Source organism: Oscillochloris sp. ZM17-4, from assembly GCF_019599295.1.
Lineage (GTDB): Bacteria > Chloroflexota > Chloroflexia > Chloroflexales > Chloroflexaceae > Oscillochloris.
This window is the reverse complement of the sequence record NZ_JAIEWN010000018.1, coordinates 43,859-60,276: the sequence shown is the minus strand read 5'-3', so window position 1 is coordinate 60,276 and position 16,418 is coordinate 43,859. Positions and strand designations below refer to the sequence as shown.

At 68.5% G+C, this 16,418-nt stretch carries 11 protein-coding genes; 6 read left to right on the top strand and 5 right to left on the bottom strand.

Going from position 1 to position 16,418, the window contains the following annotated elements:
• From K2Z83_RS14655 to K2Z83_RS14640, 4 genes are all read left to right on the top strand, one after another.
• A partial coding sequence (locus K2Z83_RS14655; RefSeq protein ID WP_255603986.1) for an HIT family protein occupies nucleotides 1-429 on the top strand: 429 nt, incomplete at its 5' end.
• Complete coding sequence (locus K2Z83_RS14650; RefSeq protein WP_220595932.1) at nucleotides 426-1,400, top strand: hypothetical protein; 975 nt, start codon at nucleotides 426-428, stop codon at nucleotides 1,398-1,400. The genes K2Z83_RS14655 and K2Z83_RS14650, both read left to right, overlap by 4 nt.
• Before the next feature lie 38 nt (nucleotides 1,401-1,438).
• Nucleotides 1,439-1,888, top strand: a complete 450-nt coding sequence (locus tag K2Z83_RS14645; protein ID WP_220595931.1) for a hypothetical protein — start codon at nucleotides 1,439-1,441, stop codon at nucleotides 1,886-1,888.
• 202 nt (nucleotides 1,889-2,090) lie between these two features.
• Nucleotides 2,091-3,092, top strand: a complete 1,002-nt coding sequence (locus K2Z83_RS14640; protein WP_220595972.1) for a ribose-phosphate pyrophosphokinase — start codon at nucleotides 2,091-2,093, stop codon at nucleotides 3,090-3,092.
• 67 nt (nucleotides 3,093-3,159) lie between these two features.
• On the opposite strand, the gene K2Z83_RS14635 is transcribed toward K2Z83_RS14640, so the two are convergent.
• The 4 genes from K2Z83_RS14635 to K2Z83_RS14620 all read right to left on the bottom strand — a co-directional run bounded on the left by K2Z83_RS14635 (nucleotide 3,160) and on the right by K2Z83_RS14620 (nucleotide 8,335).
• The gene (locus K2Z83_RS14635) at nucleotides 3,160-4,014 is read right to left on the bottom strand and encodes a xanthine dehydrogenase family protein subunit M (protein ID WP_220595930.1); all 855 of its coding nucleotides are present in this window, start codon (nucleotides 4,012-4,014) and stop codon (nucleotides 3,160-3,162) included.
• A gap of 145 nt (nucleotides 4,015-4,159) precedes the next feature.
• The gene (locus tag K2Z83_RS14630; RefSeq protein ID WP_255603983.1) at nucleotides 4,160-6,502 is read right to left on the bottom strand and encodes a xanthine dehydrogenase family protein molybdopterin-binding subunit; all 2,343 of its coding nucleotides are present in this window, start codon (nucleotides 6,500-6,502) and stop codon (nucleotides 4,160-4,162) included.
• A 92-nt stretch (nucleotides 6,503-6,594) separates the two neighbouring features.
• Nucleotides 6,595-7,074, bottom strand: coding sequence for a (2Fe-2S)-binding protein (locus tag K2Z83_RS14625; protein ID WP_370650181.1), 480 nt, complete (start codon nucleotides 7,072-7,074; stop codon nucleotides 6,595-6,597).
• 184 nt (nucleotides 7,075-7,258) lie between these two features.
• The gene (locus tag K2Z83_RS14620; protein WP_255603981.1) at nucleotides 7,259-8,335 is read right to left on the bottom strand and encodes an aldo/keto reductase; all 1,077 of its coding nucleotides are present in this window, start codon (nucleotides 8,333-8,335) and stop codon (nucleotides 7,259-7,261) included.
• A 349-nt stretch (nucleotides 8,336-8,684) separates the two neighbouring features.
• Here K2Z83_RS14620 and K2Z83_RS14615 point away from each other — a divergent pair, with 349 nt between their 5' ends.
• Nucleotides 8,685-9,404: an SDR family oxidoreductase gene (locus K2Z83_RS14615; protein ID WP_220595928.1), complete on the top strand. Its 720-nt coding sequence runs from the start codon at nucleotides 8,685-8,687 to the stop codon at nucleotides 9,402-9,404.
• 27 nt (nucleotides 9,405-9,431) lie between these two features.
• Here the strand turns inward: K2Z83_RS14615 and K2Z83_RS14610 are convergent, their stop codons facing one another.
• Nucleotides 9,432-13,103 carry an NB-ARC domain-containing protein gene (locus K2Z83_RS14610; RefSeq protein WP_220595927.1) on the bottom strand — a complete coding sequence of 1,224 codons (3,672 nt, stop codon included), beginning with the start codon at nucleotides 13,101-13,103 and terminating at the stop codon, nucleotides 9,432-9,434.
• A 708-nt stretch (nucleotides 13,104-13,811) separates the two neighbouring features.
• On the opposite strand from K2Z83_RS14610, the gene K2Z83_RS14605 reads away from it, so the two are divergent.
• On the top strand, nucleotides 13,812-16,418 hold a 2,607-nt coding region (locus tag K2Z83_RS14605), incomplete at its 3' end, for a protein kinase (RefSeq protein WP_220595926.1).

Below are 16,418 nucleotides of genomic sequence, written 5' to 3'. Positions count from 1 at the left end.
AAGATGCCATCGATCTTCACGCGCATCGTCAACGGTGAGATTCCGGCGGCAAAGGTGTACGAGGACGCGCAGACCCTGGCCTTTCTCGATGTCAGTCCGGCCTCGCGCGGGCATACGCTGGTGATCTGTAAGGAGGAGCTGCCGACCCTGCTCGACCTGTCGCCTGATCTGCTGGCCGCCGTGGCCCGCACGGTGCAGCTGGTGGCCCGGGCCATCTCGGCGGCCCTCAGTCCCGACGGGCTGAACATCGTGCAGAACAACGGGGCGGCCGCCGGGCAGGTGGTGCCCCACTACCACGTCCATATCATCCCGCGCTGGGAGGGCGACCGCGCCATAGCCCACTGGAGGCCCGGCGCGGGCGCCCCCGATGAGCTGCGTGATCTGGCCGCCGCGATCAGCGCCCGCATGGGCGAGGAGGATGCCGTATGAGTGGCCCAAAGCAGCGATCCGAGTATAAGGTCGAGAGCCCCAACCAGATCATCCGCGCGGGCGCAGACAGCCAGACCGGCGGATCTCCATCGTCCGACCAGCCTGGGGCCGGGGGCGATAGCCCCGAGGCGTCCACGCAGGCGAACCCCGCTGGCCGGCCGCGCACCCAGATGAGCCGCACCCTGCTGGGCTGGATCATCGCTCTGGTGGGCGCCCTGGGACTGCTGGCGCTCCTCGTCATGCTCTGGGCCACAGGTGGCCTGCGCCCGGCCCCCGCGCAGGAGGCTGGCGGGCCGGCGCGCGGCCCGCTCCTCTCGTCTGATACGCCCGCCGAGGGCAGCCAGGGGGTCCTCGGCGGCGCATCGGGCTTCGAGTCGCCCCCCGCGCCCGCGGCCGAGATCCCGGCCGTGGGTACGTCCAGCCCGAGCCCCGTGGTGGATCCGGGCTTTCAGGGCTACTACGACGCCCACGGCGGCCTGCGCATCCTCGGCCGGCCGATCAGCGGGCTGATGACGGTGAACGGGCGCGAGATCCAATGGTTCGAGCGCGCGCGCGTCGAGCGCTGGCCGGAGTATGCCGGCACCCCCTATGAGATCCAGCTCGGGCGTCTCGGCACCGAGTACACCGATGGGCGCATGTTCGCCTCCCAGCAGTTCTTTGTGAGCCGGCCAGACATGCGCTTCTTCGCCGAGACGGGCCACGCCCTGGGCGGGGCCTTCCTGTCCTTCTGGTCGCAGAATGGCGACCTGGATGTCTTCGGCATGCCGATCAGCGAGGAGTTTGATGAGGTGCTGCCCGATGGGAAGACCTACCGGGTGCAGTACTTCGAGCGGGCGCGTATGGAGCTCCACCCCGAGGCCGCCGGCACGCCCTACGAGGTGCAGTCCGGCCTGCTCGGCACCGCCCTCTACCAGAACGAGCGCCGCCCCGACACTATTCAGCCGGTGCCGACGGCGGTGCCACTGCCGTAGGGACGCAGCGCGCTGCGTCCCTACGGCCCAATACATTCATGATGAATGACGCGCAGCTCTTCACCACCGCCGCCCTCCAGTCTGGCTACCGCGCCGATGCGGCCGAGGCCGCCCTCGCATGGGCGCGCGTGCGCCTGAGCGAGGGCGAGACCCCGCTTGGCCGCATGTATATTTTTCGGAGCGCCAGCCACGGCGGCGGCGAGGGGCCGGCGCGCACCCCGCCGGCCCGCCCGCGCGTGCTGCTGGCCTTCCGCAGCGCCGACGCGGCCCTGAGCTTCGCCCAGGCCTCCAAGCTGGGGTCCGCGCCCAGGCTGGCCGCCATGAGCCTCGGCCAGCTGCTCACCGCGCTGATCCAGCGCCCCAGCATTGGCGTGCTGCTCGTCGCATCCGAGAGCGATGGCGCGCTCCAGGAGGGACTCCCTGTCGGCCCACGTATCGAGCGCGCCGCGCTGCTCGATCAATTGCAGATTGCAGATTGCAGATTGTAGATTGGTCGATCATCCAATTGCAGATTGCAGATTGCAGATTGCAGATTAGTCGATCATCGCCGAACTCATCACTATCAATTGCAGATTGCAGATTGCAGATTGGTCGATCATCGCAGAACTCATCACTATTCAATCTACAATCCTCAATCCTCAATCTGCAATCTGCAATCTACAATCTGCAATCTGCAATCTGGAGGGCGTCATGGGTAGTCGGTTCGATGAGATGCGCATCTTCGCGGGGAATGGGAACAGCGCCCTCGCGCAGGCGGTATGTGACCGTGTCGGGGTGCCGCTGGGCGACGCGACGATCGTCAAGTTCAGCAACGAGAATATCTTCATCAAGCTCAACGAGAGCGTGCGCGAGAAGGACGTCTTCATCGTCCAGTCGCTCTCGGCGCCTGACCTAAGCGACCGGGTCATGGAGCTGTTGATCCTGATCGACGCGTGCAAGCGGGCCTCGGCCGGGCGGATCACGGCGGTGATCCCCTACTATGCCTATGGCCGCACCGATAAGCGCGACCAGCCGCGCGTGCCGATCACCGCCCGCCTGCTGGCCGACATGATCCAGGTGGCCGGCGCCCACCAGGTGCTGACGATCGACCTGCACGCGGGCCAGATCCAGGGCTTCTTCAGCATCCCCACCGATGAGCTGACGGCCATGCATCTGCTGGTGCGCTACTTCGCCGACAAGGGCTGGGACGATGCGATCGTCGTCTCGCCCGACGTGGGCTTCGCCAAGCGGGCGCGCAACTTCGCCGAGGCTCTGGGCGCGCCGCTGGCGATCGCCGAGAAGCGCCGCGTGCAGCACTTCGGCCGCACGGACGGCGGTAGCCTGACCTCTCCCGAGATCCTGAACCTGATCGGCGATGTGGCCGGCAAGCGCTGTATCCTGGTCGACGACGAGATCGCCACCGGCGGCTCGATGCTTGAGGTGATCGACCTGCTTGAGCGCGAGGGCGCCCGCGAGATCTACGCCAGCTGCGTCCACGCCGTGCTGGCCGGCAACGCCGCCCAGCGCCTGCGCAGCAGCTCGCTCAAGGAGCTCGTCACCACCGACACCCTGCCGATCGCCCCCGAGAAGCGCTGGCCCGGCCTGGTCGTGCTCAGCGTGAGCCACCTGGTAGCCGAGGTGATCCAGCGTATCCACAGCGGCGTCTCCGTGGACACGATCTTCCAGCAGCGCAACCACCCGGCGCTGGGGTAGAGGCGCAGCAGCACGAAGGGGGAGTGGCGGCTCGCCGCCACTCCCCCTTCGTGCTGCTGCGCCCCTGCTACGCCCGCGCGATCGCGGCCACGATGGCCCGCTTCGCGTAGACGCTGACCATGGCCCGGCGGTAGTCCTCGCCGGCGTGGATGTCGCCGAGGATGTCCAGCCCGTCGCCGGCGTTGGCCACGGCGCTGGCGATGCTCGCCTCCGAGCCGTCGCTGCCGGTCAGGGCCTGCTCGACGCCCTCAAGGCGGGTGGCGCTGGGGCCGGCGCCGGTCAGGCCGATGCGGCAGGCGCTGACCTTGCCGCCGCTCATGGTCACGCTCGCCGCCACGCCGACCATGGCGTAGCCGCTGGCCGGGTTGGCAAACTTGACATAAGCAGTACTGGTGCCAGCGGCGAGGGCGGGCAGGTCGATCGAGGTGATGATCTCGCCCTCCTCAAGGGCGGTGGTCAGCATGCCGACGAAGAAGTCGTCGATCGCGATCGCGCGGCTGCCGGCGGAGCCGATCACATTGACCGTCGCCCCGAGGGCGAGCATGACGGCCGGCAGGTCGGCCGCCGGGTCGCCGTGGGCCATGGCGCCGCCGATGGTGCCGCGGTTGCGCACCTGGGTGTCGCCGATGATCGAGGTGGCATCGATCAGGGCCGCGTAGCCCTTGAGCGCGGCGCTGGCCGTGGCCTCGGCGTAGGTGGTCATCGCGCCGATGCGCGCGCCGCCGCCGCTGGCGGAGACGCCGCGCAGCTCGCCGATCTTGCGCAGGTCGATCAGCTTCGTCGGCGCGGCCAGGCGCAGCTTCATCGTCGGCAGCAGGCTGTGGCCGCCGGCCAGCAGCTTGGCGTCCTCATCGGCGGCCAGCATCGCCATCGCCTCGTTCAGGGTCGCCGGCGTCGCGTATTCAAACGCTGAGGGGATCATGCGGTGCTCCTATCCATTGATTGCAGATTGCAGATTGCGGATTGCAGATTGCGGATTGCAGATTGCAGATTGCAGATTGCAGATTGCAGATTGCAGATTGCAGATTGGGCTGCTCAATCTACAATCTGCAATCTACAATCTGCAATTACTTCGCGGCCTGGATGGCATTCCAGACGTTCTGCGAGGTCAGCGGCAGGTCGATGTGGCGGATGTTCATCGACGAGAGCGCGTCCATCACCGCGTTGGCAATCGCCGCCGTCGAGCCGATCGTGCCGGCCTCGCCGATGCCCTTCACGCCCATCGGGTTGCTGGGCGAGGGGACAGGGGCGAACTCGGTGGTGTAGGAGGGCAGCTGGGTGATCTTCGGCACCGCGTAGTCCATCATCGAGCCGCTGATCAGCTGGCCGTTCTCGTCGTAGACCGCGTTCTCGTACAGAGCCTGGCCGATGCCCTGGGCCACGCCGCCGTGGACCTGGCCCTCGGCGATCAGCGGGTTCAGCACGTTGCCGCAGTCATCCATGCAGTAGAAGTTCAGCGGCGTGACCGTGCCCGTCTCCGGGTCCACCTCGACGATGGCCATGTAGGTGCCCTCGGGGAAGGTGAAGTTGGTCGGGTCGAAGAAGGTCTGCTCCTCAAATCCGGGCTCAAGGTCGGCCGGGTAGTTGTGGGCCAGGTAGGCCATCAGCACCACCTCGCCGAAGGCCTTGCTGCGGTCGGGCGAGCCCTTGACCGAGAAGCTGCCGTCCTTGTACTCGATGTCGGCGGCGTTGGCCTCAAGCAGGTGGGCGGCGATCTTCTTGCCCTTCTCGACCAGCTTCTGGGCGCTCTTGAGCAGCGCGGTGCCGCCGACGGCCAGCGAGCGCGAGCCGTAGGTGCCCATGCCGAACTGCACCTGGTTGGTGTCGCCGTGGACGATCTCGACATTGTCGTAGGGCACGCCGAGCGTGTCCGAGATCAGCTGGGCGAAGGTCGTCTCGTGGCCCTGGCCGTGCGAGTGCGCGCCGGTGTAGGCCGTCACCTTGCCGGTGGGGTGGACGCGGATGGTGCCGGACTCCCAGAGGCCGACGCCGCCGCCCATCATGCCGACCATCTTCGAGGGGGCGATGCCGCAGGCCTCGATGTAGCAGGAGAGGCCGATGCCCAGGTAGCGGCCCTTGGCCTTGGCCTCGGCCTGCTTGGCCCGCCAGTCGGCGTAGCCGAACTGCGCCAGGGCCTTGTCGAGGTTGCCCTCGTAGTCGCCGCTGTCATAGTTCATGCCGGTGACGGCCATGTGCGGGAACTCGCCCTTGATGAAGTTCATGCGCCGGATCTCGGCCGGGTCAATGTTCAGCTCATCGGCGGCGATGTCCATCACCCGCTCCAGCAGGTAGGAGGCCTCGGGACGGCCGGCGCCGCGGTAGGCGTCCACCGCCATCGTGTTGGTGAGCACGCCGATCGTCTCGACCCGCAGGGCCGGCAGGTCGTACACGCCCGAGAGCAGCGTGCCATAGAGGAAGGTCGGCACCAGCGGGGCGAAGGCGGTCATGAAGGCGCCCATGTTCGCGTAGGTCTTCACCTTCAGTCCGCACAGCTTGCCGCTCTTCATGAAGGCCATCTCGACATAGCTGACGTGGTCGCGGCCGTGGGTGGTGGCCTGAAAGTTCTCGCTGCGGGTCTCGACCCACTTGACCGGGGTGGCGAGGTCCTTGGTGATCGTAGTGACCAGCAGCTGCTCGGCGTAGAGGAAGATCTTGCTGCCGAAGCCGCCGCCGACATCGGGGGCGATCACGCGCAGCTTATTCTCAGCGATGCCGGTGAGCATACAGATCAGCAGGCGGATAATGTGCGGGTTCTGGTCGGTGTCCCAGAGCGTCAGGTCGCCGGTGGCGCTGTCGTAGCGGCCGGCCACGGCGCGCGGCTCCATGGCGTTGGGGATGAGCCGCTGGTTGACCAGGCGCTGCTTGATCACGACCTCGGCGCCGGCGAAGGCCGCGTCGATATCGCCGCCGCCGAGCTTCCAGTCGAAGGTGATATTGTTATCGATCCCGTCGTACAGCTGCGGGGCACCGTCCATGACGGACTTCTCGGCATCGACCACCACGGGCAGCGGGTCGTACTCGACGACGATCTTCTCGGCGGCGTCGCGGGCCGTGCCGATATCGCTGGCCACCACGGCGGCGACGATCTCGCCGGTGTGGCGCACCCGGTCGGTGGCGATCATGAAGTAGGGCGGCGTCTTCTGGTTGCTGTCGGGCAGGTTGACGCCGCAGGGCACGGGGACGGCCGGCAGATCCTTGCCGGTGTAGACCTTCATCACGCCGGGGTGAGCCTCCGCCGCCGAGGTATCGATCGAAGTGATCATCGCGTGGGCGTAGGGGCTGCGCAGGAAGAAGATGCGCTGCACGCCGGGGATCTGTATATCATCGACATACTGGCCGCGCCCGGTGATCAGGCGCGGGTCCTCGCGGCGCTTGAGCGCACGGCCGAACATCGTCTCGGTGGTCATCATTGACTCCATTCTAGAGGGCTATCGGGGCGCAGCAGCAAGGTTGGCTGCGCCAGTGTGCTGGCGCAGCCAACCTTGCTGCTGCGCCCTTACAATTAGTCCGCGTTGACCGTATTCATCTTCTCGGCGGCGTAGCGCACGGCGCGCACGATGTTCTCGTAGCCGGTGCAGCGGCAGAGGTTGCCCTCAAGCCCGTGGCGGATCTCGTCGTCGGTCGGGTTAGGGTTATTCTTGAGCAGGTCGGCGGCGGACATAATCATGCCGGGGGTGCAGTAGCCGCACTGGAGGCCGTGCTTCTCCCAGAAGCCCTCCTGGAGCGCGTGCAGCTCGGTGCCGTTGGCCAGCCCCTCGATTGTGGTGACGCTCGCGCCGTCGGCCTGGACGGCCAGGGTGGTGCAGGACTTCACGCTCACCCCGTCCATGTGGACGACGCAGGCGCCGCACTGGCTGGTGTCGCAGCCGACGTGGGTGCCGGTGAGGCTGAGGTTCTCGCGCAGAAAGTGGACCAGCAGGGTGCGGGGCTCGACATCGCGGGTGTACGACTTGCCGTTCACGGTGACAGTGATCGTCGTCACGGGTTCCAACCTCCTCGTTGCAAGAGAAATGCTGAATGCTGAATGCTGAATGTTGAATGCCTCCATTCAGCATTCAACATTCAGCATTCAACATTGTGTTACTTCCGGCGTCCGAGCATATATCCGATGATGAAGGCAAGCAGCACCCAGGGCAGCGAGGGGTTCTCCTCGATGAAATCCTTGATCATGCCGTGGGCGACATCGGTCTCGCTGAGCTGCTCGTGGGCGGGGACGACGATCGTGCGGCGATCGACGCTGGGGGCGGCGGGCGCGGGGGCAACCGGCTCCGGGGCGGCGGGCTCTGGGGCGGCGGGCTCTGGGGCGGCGGGCGCGACGACAGGGGTGGCAGGTCGGCGGCGGCGGCGTTGGCGGCGAACTCATCGGCGCTCGCGCTGCCCACCAGGGCGTAGATGTCGAGCGGCTGGCTCATCACATAGGCCAGGGCCACCTGCGGGACGCTCAGCCCGCGCGCGGCGCCGAGCTGGGCGGCGCGGTCGAGCCGCTGGAAGTTAGCCTCGCTGCCGTAGCACTGCGCCGCCAGGGTGTCGAAGTAGCCCTCGGCCGCGCCGATATTCTCGCGGCTGAAGCGCCCGGAGAAGAAACCGCCGGCCAGGCTCGACCATGTGAAGAGCGGCAGCTGCTGCTGCGCGTACCATGCGCGGGCCTCAGCGTGCGCCGGGCCGCTGATCGTGACGCATCCGGGCCAGGGCTCCTGGATCTGGTCGGCCAGGCTGAAGTTCGGGCTGCTCGCGATGAAGGGCGCGAGGCCGCGCTCGGCCGCGTAGGCGTTGGCCTCGCGGATGCGCTCCACGCTCCAGTTCGATCCGCCGAAGGCCCGGATGCGGCCCGCCCGCAGGTGCTCGTTCAGCGCCTCGACGATCGGCCCCACCGGCACCGCCGGGTCGTCGCGGTGCAGCAGGTACAGGTCGATGTAGTCGAACTGGAAGCGGGCCAGCGAGTCGTGGATGTCGGCGCTGATATCGAAGGGCGTGACCCGGCGGCGGTCCTGGCTGTGGTGGGCGCCCTTGCCGATGATCACCACCTGCTCGCGGATGCCGCGCTCGCGCACCCAGCGCCCCACGGTGCGCTCGTTGTCGCCCTGGCCGTAGACGTGGGCGGTGTCGAAGGCGGTGCAGCCCAGGGCCAGGATCGAGTCGAACAGCGCGAAGGCTCCGTCCAGATCCTGCGATGAGACCATCAGCGTGCCCTGCACCAGGCGCGAGATCGGCTTGTCGATGCCGGGGATATGCCCGTACTGCATGTGCGCTCCTGTTGACGACGAACGACCAGCGGAGGGTAGGGGTGCGATTGTACCACGGCGCGCCGGGAAGCTGTGCTACCATAGCGCAGAGCGCAGAGCACTCAACACTCAACACTCAACACTCAACACTCAACACTCAATAAGTACTCAAAGGAGAGTTCTATCCGATCCACGTGGGCGGCCTCGCGGTGCTCAGGTCAGCCGCGTGGGCCGAGGGTGAATCTTGATGTGCCGTAGGGGCGACCCACCGTGGTCGCCCGCACAGCATGGATCGGATGGCGGTCGTGTAGTGCAGAAACAAGTATCGCGCGCCAATCTGCAATGGCGCAAGCGCCAGGGAGGGCCTCACATGCCAAGAGTCGCGGTGGTGACGGGGGCGGGGAGCGGGGTGGGGCGGGTGGTGGCGCTGATGCTGGCGCGGGAGAGCTGGGCGGTGGCGCTGGTCGGCCGGCGCGAGGAGACGCTGCGGGAGACGATCCGGCTGGCCGGGGCGGGCGGCGCGGCGCTGCTGGCCCTGCCCTGCGACATCGGCGACCCGGCGGAGGTGGCGGCGATGGCCGAGCGGGCGGCGCAGCTGGGCGATGTGGAGGTGCTGGTCAACTCGGCGGGCACGAACACGGCGGCGCGCAGCCTGGCCGAGCTCTCCACCGCCGACTACCACCGGATCGTGGACACGAACATGCACGGCGCCTACTACTGCTCGCAGGCCTTCCTGCCCGGCATGCGCGAGCGGGGCGCGGGGACGATCATCAACATCGCCTCGATCGCCGGGCTGCGGGCCAGCGCGGTGGCCGGGGCGGCCTACGCCATGTCGAAGTTCGGCATGGCCGGGCTGACCCAGGCGATCAACGCCGAGGAGCGGCGGCACGGGGTGCGGGCCTGCGCGATCTTCCCCGGCGAGATCAACACCCCGCTGCTCGACCAGCGGCCCAGCCCGCCGCCGCCTGAGATCCGCGAGCGCATGCTTCAGCCCGAGGACGTGGCCCGCTGCGCGCTGCTGGCGATCAACCTGCCGCCGCGCGCGATCATCGAGGAGATGGTGCTGGTGCCAGAGACGCAAGAATCGTAGGGGCGCGGGGCGCAGCACGCTGCGCCCCTACGAGTCAGTGGCACCAAGCGCCAGCAGCGAGCTGCGCTGGGCGCTCGTCAGGCCGACGGCGCCGGTGATCACGAGCCCGTCGTAGGGCCGCGGGGCAGTGAGCGTCCGCACGCAGGCGCCGCTCTGCACGCCCCAGACGCGCACGGCGCCATCTTCGCCGCCGCTGTACACCAGGGCCGCGTCGGGGCTGAACGTCAGCGAGACAACCGCCCGCCGGTGGCCCCGGCCAATATGGACGCACCCGCCGCTGCGGAGATCCCAGATCCGCACGGTGCGGTCGTCGCCGCCGCTGGCGATCCAGCGGCCGTCGGGGCTGACTGCGACCGACACTACCCGATTCTCGTGGCCCGCCAGGGTGTGGGCGCGTCGGCCCTGCTGGATGTCCCACACGTTGACCAGCCGATCATGCCCGCCGCTCACGAGCCGGCGCGAGTCGGGGGTGAAGGCGAGCGACCAGACCGACCCGCTGTGGCCGGGCAGCTCGTATTGGCACGTCGCCGCATGAAGATCCCACAGCCTGATGGTCTCATCGGCGCCGGCGCTGGCCAGCCATGCGCCGTCGGGGCTGAACGCGACGGTCCACACATGATGCGTATGTGCCCGAAGCGTTTGTCGCAGCGCGCCGGTGGCCGCGTCCCACAAGCACACCGTATGGTCGGCGCTACAGCTTGCCAGGAGCCGGCCATCCGCGCTATAGGCGACCGCCTGCACCCACGCCTGGTGGCCGCACAGCAGCTGGGCGGGTGCCCCGTCGTACACATGCCAGATCCTGACGCTGTGATCGTCGCTGCCGCTGGCGAGCAGCGCGCCGTCGGGGCTGAACGCCAGCGACTGGATCCACTCCGCATGGCCGGGAAGGCGCCGTCTGATCACCCCGTCAAGCGGGTCAAGCAGATAGATCTGCTCTGCGACGCCCAGGGCCAGGCTGCGGCCATCGGGGCTGATCGCCAGCGTGCGCAGCTGGTTGATGTGGCCCTGGAACAGGGTCAGGCACTGGCGGTGCTCGATATCCCACAGCCGGACGTTCTGGTCGTGGCTGCCGCTGGCCAGCAGCGCGCCGTCGGCGCTGAAGGCCAGCGCCCTGACGCGGTTGGCCGGCTCGTGGACGCTGCCCCTAGCCTCACCGCTGGCGGGATCCCACATGCGGATACGCTGATCTTCGCTGCCGCTGACGAGCGCTGTGCCATCGGGGCGGAATGCGACAGCGCGCACATCGCCAGTGTGGCCGTGCAGGGTCGTCCGACAGCGCCCTGCGGGTATGTCCCACAGCTTGATGCTATGATCATAGCTGGCGCTGGCCAGGGTTGCGCCGTCGGGGCTGAAGGCGACTGCGGCGACCGGCGCCTGGTGCTCGTCGAGCCGCGCTACCTGGCGTCCGCCCGCAACGTCCCACAGGAGAATGCCATCTCCGGCGCTGGCCAGGAGATGGCCGCCTGGGTGAAACGCGACGCTCCAGATCGTGCCGCGCTGTCCGCGCAGCGCCGCGCGACATTCCCGCGCCTCCATGTCCCACAGGCGCAGGGTCGAGCCGTCGCCGGCGCTGGCCAGCAGCGCCCCGTCGGGGCTGAAGCACAGGCTGCGCACCGTAGCCACATGGCCCTCCAGCCGAGCGGACAGCGTGCCGGTCGCGCAGTCCCACAGCTGAATAGCCGGGTCGGCGCTGCCGCTCGCCAGCAGGCGGCTATCCGGGCTGAAGGCAAGCGTCTCGACCCACGTCTGGCCGTCGAGGGTGAAACGATGCTCGTAGGTGTTCGTGCGCCAGACATGGATCTCGCCATTGCTCGACCCCGCCGCCATCAGCTGCCCATCGGGGCTAAAGGCGACCGTCCGCACGCTGCCGAAGGTCTCGGTGAAGACCGACCCGCGCAGATCGGCGTGGCGCATGTTGACATAGTGCAGGGCGACGCCCATCAGATGCGCCTGCCAGATCGCGAGGTGTGAGAGGTCTTTGTGCGCAAGCTCACTGCCCAGGAAGATCAGCAGGTTCAGCAGGTTGCCGCCGGCATAGCTGGGCCGATCACGGAAGCTCGTGCGGAGCTGCTCAAGCAGGCGCTCCAGGTGTCGCTCCAGATCCTGGCGGCTAAAGCTGCGCAGCAGGCGCTCGGCGAGTGGCTGCAGCACCACGCGCTCCTGGCTGGCGCGCACATAATCCCGGGCCTGGGCGCGGATCAGGGCGTGCTGGTGCAGGATCTCGAAGGTGCCGTCGCGCAGCTCAGCATTGACCCGGGCGATGCAAAGATCGACAACATACTCGGCCACGGCGTTCTGGAGGGAGATCGCTTTGAGATCGCGCTCGATCAGCGAGCGTCGCTGGAGCGATCGCACCGTCTCAAGCACATGCCGGCCCGTGTCTGTCACCAGCAGGCGATCATGCAGGTCGCTCAGGCTCAGCGGCTCGCGGGCCAGGGCCAGCCAGTACATGATCTCCTGCTCGGCGGCGGAGAGCCGGGCGAACTGCTGGCGCAGGATGTCGCGGACATCATCGAAGATGATCGTCTCGCGCTCCAGAAACGTCGCCACCGAGCCGTCGTAGAAGTCGCGAACGGCGGCGGCGACGATCGCCAGGATCTTGGGGTTGCCGGAGCATCGGGAAAATAAGGTGGGCAGCCCGGGGTCGCTCGGATCAAGCCCGGCGTCGCGGAAGATGGACAGGGCGCCCTCGTGGTCGAGGCCAGACAGGCTGAACGTGCGGATTCGGGCGGCCTGATCATGCGCCTGGCTCAGCGTGGCCAGCTCGCGCGGCAGCTCGCGGCTGGTGAGGATCAGGCAGCTCTGGTGGCGGGCCTGGCCAAACAGGCGCAGGAGCTGGCCGTAGGACTCGTAGCCGGCGCGGTGCGTGCCGGCCCGCTCGCCGCCCTCGATAATGCTCTCATAGTTGTCGAGGATGAGCAGGCAGCGCCGAGACTGCAGAAAGGGCAGCAGCTCGCGCACCTGCAGCTGATCGGCGGCGGGCGGCAGCTCGGCCGCGGGGCTGGCGAGCAGCTGCAAGAGCTCGCGCAGGATCAGGCTCGGCGGGGGCGCGTTGGCTAGCGAGCGCCAGACGACCAGATCGAACTGATCCGCAATCAGCTCGGCCAGGCGCGCGGCCAGCGCGGTTTTCCCCACACCGCCCATCCCAAGCACGCCAAGCACCCGACAGCCCTCCGCGCCGATCAGCCGCTGCAGCTCGGCCAGCTCACGCTGCCGCCCGTAGAACGCGAGGATTTCCGGCGCGTCGCCCCAGTCGACCTGCGCCGCGTGGGCGGGTAGTGGCGCGGGCGGCGTGGCGCTATCAGCGGCTTGCCCGTTGGTGGCCCCGCGCCGCCCGGCGTCATAGCCCGCCGCCGCGCGCGCAACATCGTCCCAGGAGTCGTAGGGCGGCGTGTTGGGGTAGTAGGTCACCATCGCCCGGTTGATCTCCTGGAGCAGCAGCGCATACGGCGGGCCACCGGCGGCAGCGCCGCCCAGCCGCTCGGCGACCAGCTGCGCCAGGGCGGCGAGATAGCCCGGCGGCGGCAGGCTCTGGCCCTCCTCGTAGCGCCAGACGGTGCTGCGGGACAGGCCGAAGTGATCGGCGGCGCGGGCCTGCGAGCGAAACACCCAGGCCCGCAGGTCGGCCAGGTAGATGCCCAGCGCGTGGTCGCCAAGCGCGCGCTGAAACAGGGGGATGACCGGAGGTTCTTCGCTCAAAAGCTGATCTCCTGGCGGTGCGACGTGCGGGGTACGGCGTATCGTTTCGGAATCGTGCCTGCGAGCGGGGCAGCCCGAAATGACACGCCGCACCCCAACGTGCGGCGTTGCATGCAACAGCGGTGCAACAGGCCGCATACTGGTGGGTTGCACCGCTACCCGCCCACAGGCGCGTGACACCTGTCGCGCTGCGTGGGGCGCGCGGAGCGCCTCCGCCACCAATCATAGCAGAAGCCCCCCGCGCACCGACGGGACATGGCAGGCGTGCGACGTTGCGATTTGTTCATTTACCTAGCTATCTTCTTGACTGAGACATGGGCCGGAGATCGCACGCGGCCCCGATGGAACGGCGCTGCAATAGGGTGCTATGCTGCGAGTACGCGGGGTGGATTACGATCAGGCGAAGGCATTCAGCATGGAGGGGGCATCCCTATGGACGTTCGGCATCTTCAGCATCGCTGGCAACTCCTTCTAGCTCTGGCGCTTCTGACATCGCTGGTTGCCTGTGGAGCAATACCCAGCCGTGAGCTTGCACCAATTTCGACGAGTGTTGCGGAGCGCCAGCTATTGGCAACGATCCAGCGTTGGAGCACTGAACAGACGGTAGGCGTGAACTGCCTCGTAGGCGCATGCAATCAGCCAGTCAGCATTCAACTCACTTTCCTTACAGAAGCGGTTCGCCGAATACCAGCCTTCCCCGGATAGGCAATGGAATCACCTGGCACGGCTCAGCGCCGCCCCTGCCCCGGCTGCGGCTTCAACAATCGGCTCATCGCCCGCTGCTGCGGCTGGTGCGGCACCCGGCTCGATCCACACCCGGTAGCGCCGCTCGTCGCCGAGGCGCGCCTCGGCGGCGAGCGGCGCTACCGGGTGGACCAGCTGCTGGGACAGGGCGGCTTCGGCGAGGTGTACCTGATCGAGGACACCCGCCTGAACCGGCTGTGCGTCGCCAAGCGGCTGGCGATCACCGCGTCACTGAGCGACACCCGGATGCAGCAGGCCATCGCTGCCTTCGAGCACGAGGCGCGCCTCCTTGTCACGCTGAGCCAGCCCGGCCACCCGAACATCCCCGAGATCTTCGAGTATCTTGAGGATGATCGCTGTCTGGTGATGAAGTATGTCACGGGCAAAGACCTCTGGCGGCTGGTCAAGAGCCGGCTGGATCCGCTGCCCGAGGCTGAGGCGCTGCGCTATGTCCGCGATGTCTGCTCGGCGCTGGCCTATATGCACAGCCGTACGCCGCAGCCAGTGCTGCACGGTGACCTCAAGCCGCAGAATATCATGCTCGATGAGATCGGGCGGGTCTGGCTGATCGACTTCGGCCTGGCGCGGCGCGTCGTCGCCGCCCACATACGTGGCGACGACGGCGCGCCGCGCCTCGTCGGCGGGACGCCCGGCTACACGCCTCCCGAGCAGTGGGATGGCACTGCGGAGCCGCGATCAGACATCTACGCGCTTGGGGCGACTCTGTACGCCTTGCTCACCGGGCAGCGCCCGTCACCCGAGCCGGGTCCGCCGCAGGTTGCGATCCGCGCCCTCAACCCCGACGTCCGACCGCAGGTTGAGCACGTCATCGCCCGCGCCATGGCGGTCGATGTACAGGCTCGGCCCAGCGCTGCGATGCTGCTCGCCGAGCTTGACGAGCTGCTCGCATCGGTCGACGTCCCGCCGCCCCCGGCGCCGGTCTCGCCCCCGCTGGTGACCAGCTTTGTCGGGCGGGCCGTCGAGCTAACCGAGCTCGCCCAGCGCCTGGCAGCCCGGCACATCGTGGCGATCACCGGGATGCCCGGGATCGGCAAGACGGCCCTGGCCGCCCGGCTGGCCCAGCAGGCCGCCCGGCCCACGCACATCTTCTGGCACAGCTTCCGGCCCGGCGAGAGCGCCGAGACGCTGATCTGGCAGTTTGCCGGCTGGCTGGCCCACCGCGGCCGCAGCTGGGCCTGGAAGCAGCTCCAGCAGGCCCACCAGGGGATCGGGCAGATCCCTAGCCCCGAGCTGTTCGCCGAGCACCTGAGCCAGCTCGCCGCAGGCCAGGGCTATCTGCTCTGCCTCGATGATCTGCACCTGGTCGATGAGCGCCCGCAGGTTGGCCAGGTGCTGGAGCGGTTTGTTCGAGCGGCCGGCGAGGGGAAGCTGGCCCTGATCCTTACGTCGCGCACGACGGTGCCGGCAGCTGAGGACGCCCCATCGCCGCTGGGCGGGCTGTCCCCAGCCGATACCGCCGCGCTCTTTACCCAGCAGGACATCCAGCTTGGCGCTGGCCTGCTGGCCGCGCTCCACGCAGCCACGGAGGGCAACCCGGAGTTTCTGGTGCTCGCGGCGGCCCTGGTGCAGCGGGTGCCTGACCCGGACACGCTGATCGCGCGCCTGCCGGCCAGCGCGGCGATCGAGCAGTATTTGCTTCAGGAGATCGACGCCAAGCTGAGCGAGGATGAGCAGCGGGCGATGGAGGCGGTGGCGGCGCTCCTGGGCTATGGCGGCAGCCGCGCCGCCATCGAGGCGCTGGCCGAGGGGCTCAGCCTGCGCCGTGCGCTGGCGGCCCTGGTGCGCCGCAACCTGCTCGCCGTCGAGCGGCGGGGGGACGAGCCGATCTACCATCAGCACGCGATCGTCCAGCGCTTCTACTATGACAGCCCTAGCCTGTGCGCGCGGCAGGCGATGCACGCGCGGGCCGGGGCCTTCTACGCGGCGGACGAGCATGCGCTGGTCCTGGCGGTTCGCCACTACATCCTCGCCGACGATCACCCCCGCGCCGCCGCGCTGATCGGCGCGAACCCCTGGCGTCTGATCCAGCAGGGCCACGCCAGGGCGATCAGCGCCCTGCTGGGCGATCTCTCGCTGGCCGACGTGGGCGCGGCCACGCGGGCCGAGGTGCATATGGCCCAGGCCGAGGCGGCGGCGCTGCTCGGCGCATTCCCCCAGTCTCGCGCCGCGATCGAGCAGGCGATTACCGAGGGCGGTGGCGGCGATCCGCAGGGCGTCGTCAGGCAGGCCCGGCGCTTCCGGCTGCTGGCCCAGGTGTGCGAGCAGACCGGCGACTATGACCCGGCCGAGCAGGCATGCCACCAGGGGCTGGCGCTCGCCGCCGCCCCCAGCGGGACGCGCACCGAGAGCGCCCGGCTCTACGCCCAGCTCGCCAGCGTCCTGATGCGGCGCAGCGCCTTCGCCGATGCGGCCGCCGCATGCCAGGCCGGGCTCGCCGCGCTGCCCCCCGAGCCGGAGGTGCCCGCCGAGCGCAGCGCTCTGCTGCTGCGCCTGGCCACGATCGAGGGCCAGCGCGACTCCTATCTCCCCGCCCTCGAGATCTTCGAGCAG

Excerpts from the sequence above, each read along its gene's own strand:
- K2Z83_RS14650 (WP_220595932.1), top strand. The coding sequence starts at position 426 with ATGAGTGGCCCAAAGCAGCGATCCGAGTATAAGGTCGAGAGCCCCAAC.
- K2Z83_RS14645 (WP_220595931.1), top strand. The coding sequence starts at position 1,439 with ATGATGAATGACGCGCAGCTCTTCACCACCGCCGCCCTCCAGTCTGGC.
- K2Z83_RS14640 (WP_220595972.1), top strand. The coding sequence starts at position 2,091 with ATGGGTAGTCGGTTCGATGAGATGCGCATCTTCGCGGGGAATGGGAAC.
- K2Z83_RS14635 (WP_220595930.1), bottom strand. The coding sequence starts at position 4,014 with ATGATCCCCTCAGCGTTTGAATACGCGACGCCGGCGACCCTGAACGAG.
- K2Z83_RS14630 (WP_255603983.1), bottom strand. The coding sequence starts at position 6,502 with ATGATGACCACCGAGACGATGTTCGGCCGTGCGCTCAAGCGCCGCGAG.
- K2Z83_RS14620 (WP_255603981.1), bottom strand. The coding sequence starts at position 8,335 with ATGCAGTACGGGCATATCCCCGGCATCGACAAGCCGATCTCGCGCCTG.
- K2Z83_RS14615 (WP_220595928.1), top strand. The coding sequence starts at position 8,685 with ATGCCAAGAGTCGCGGTGGTGACGGGGGCGGGGAGCGGGGTGGGGCGG.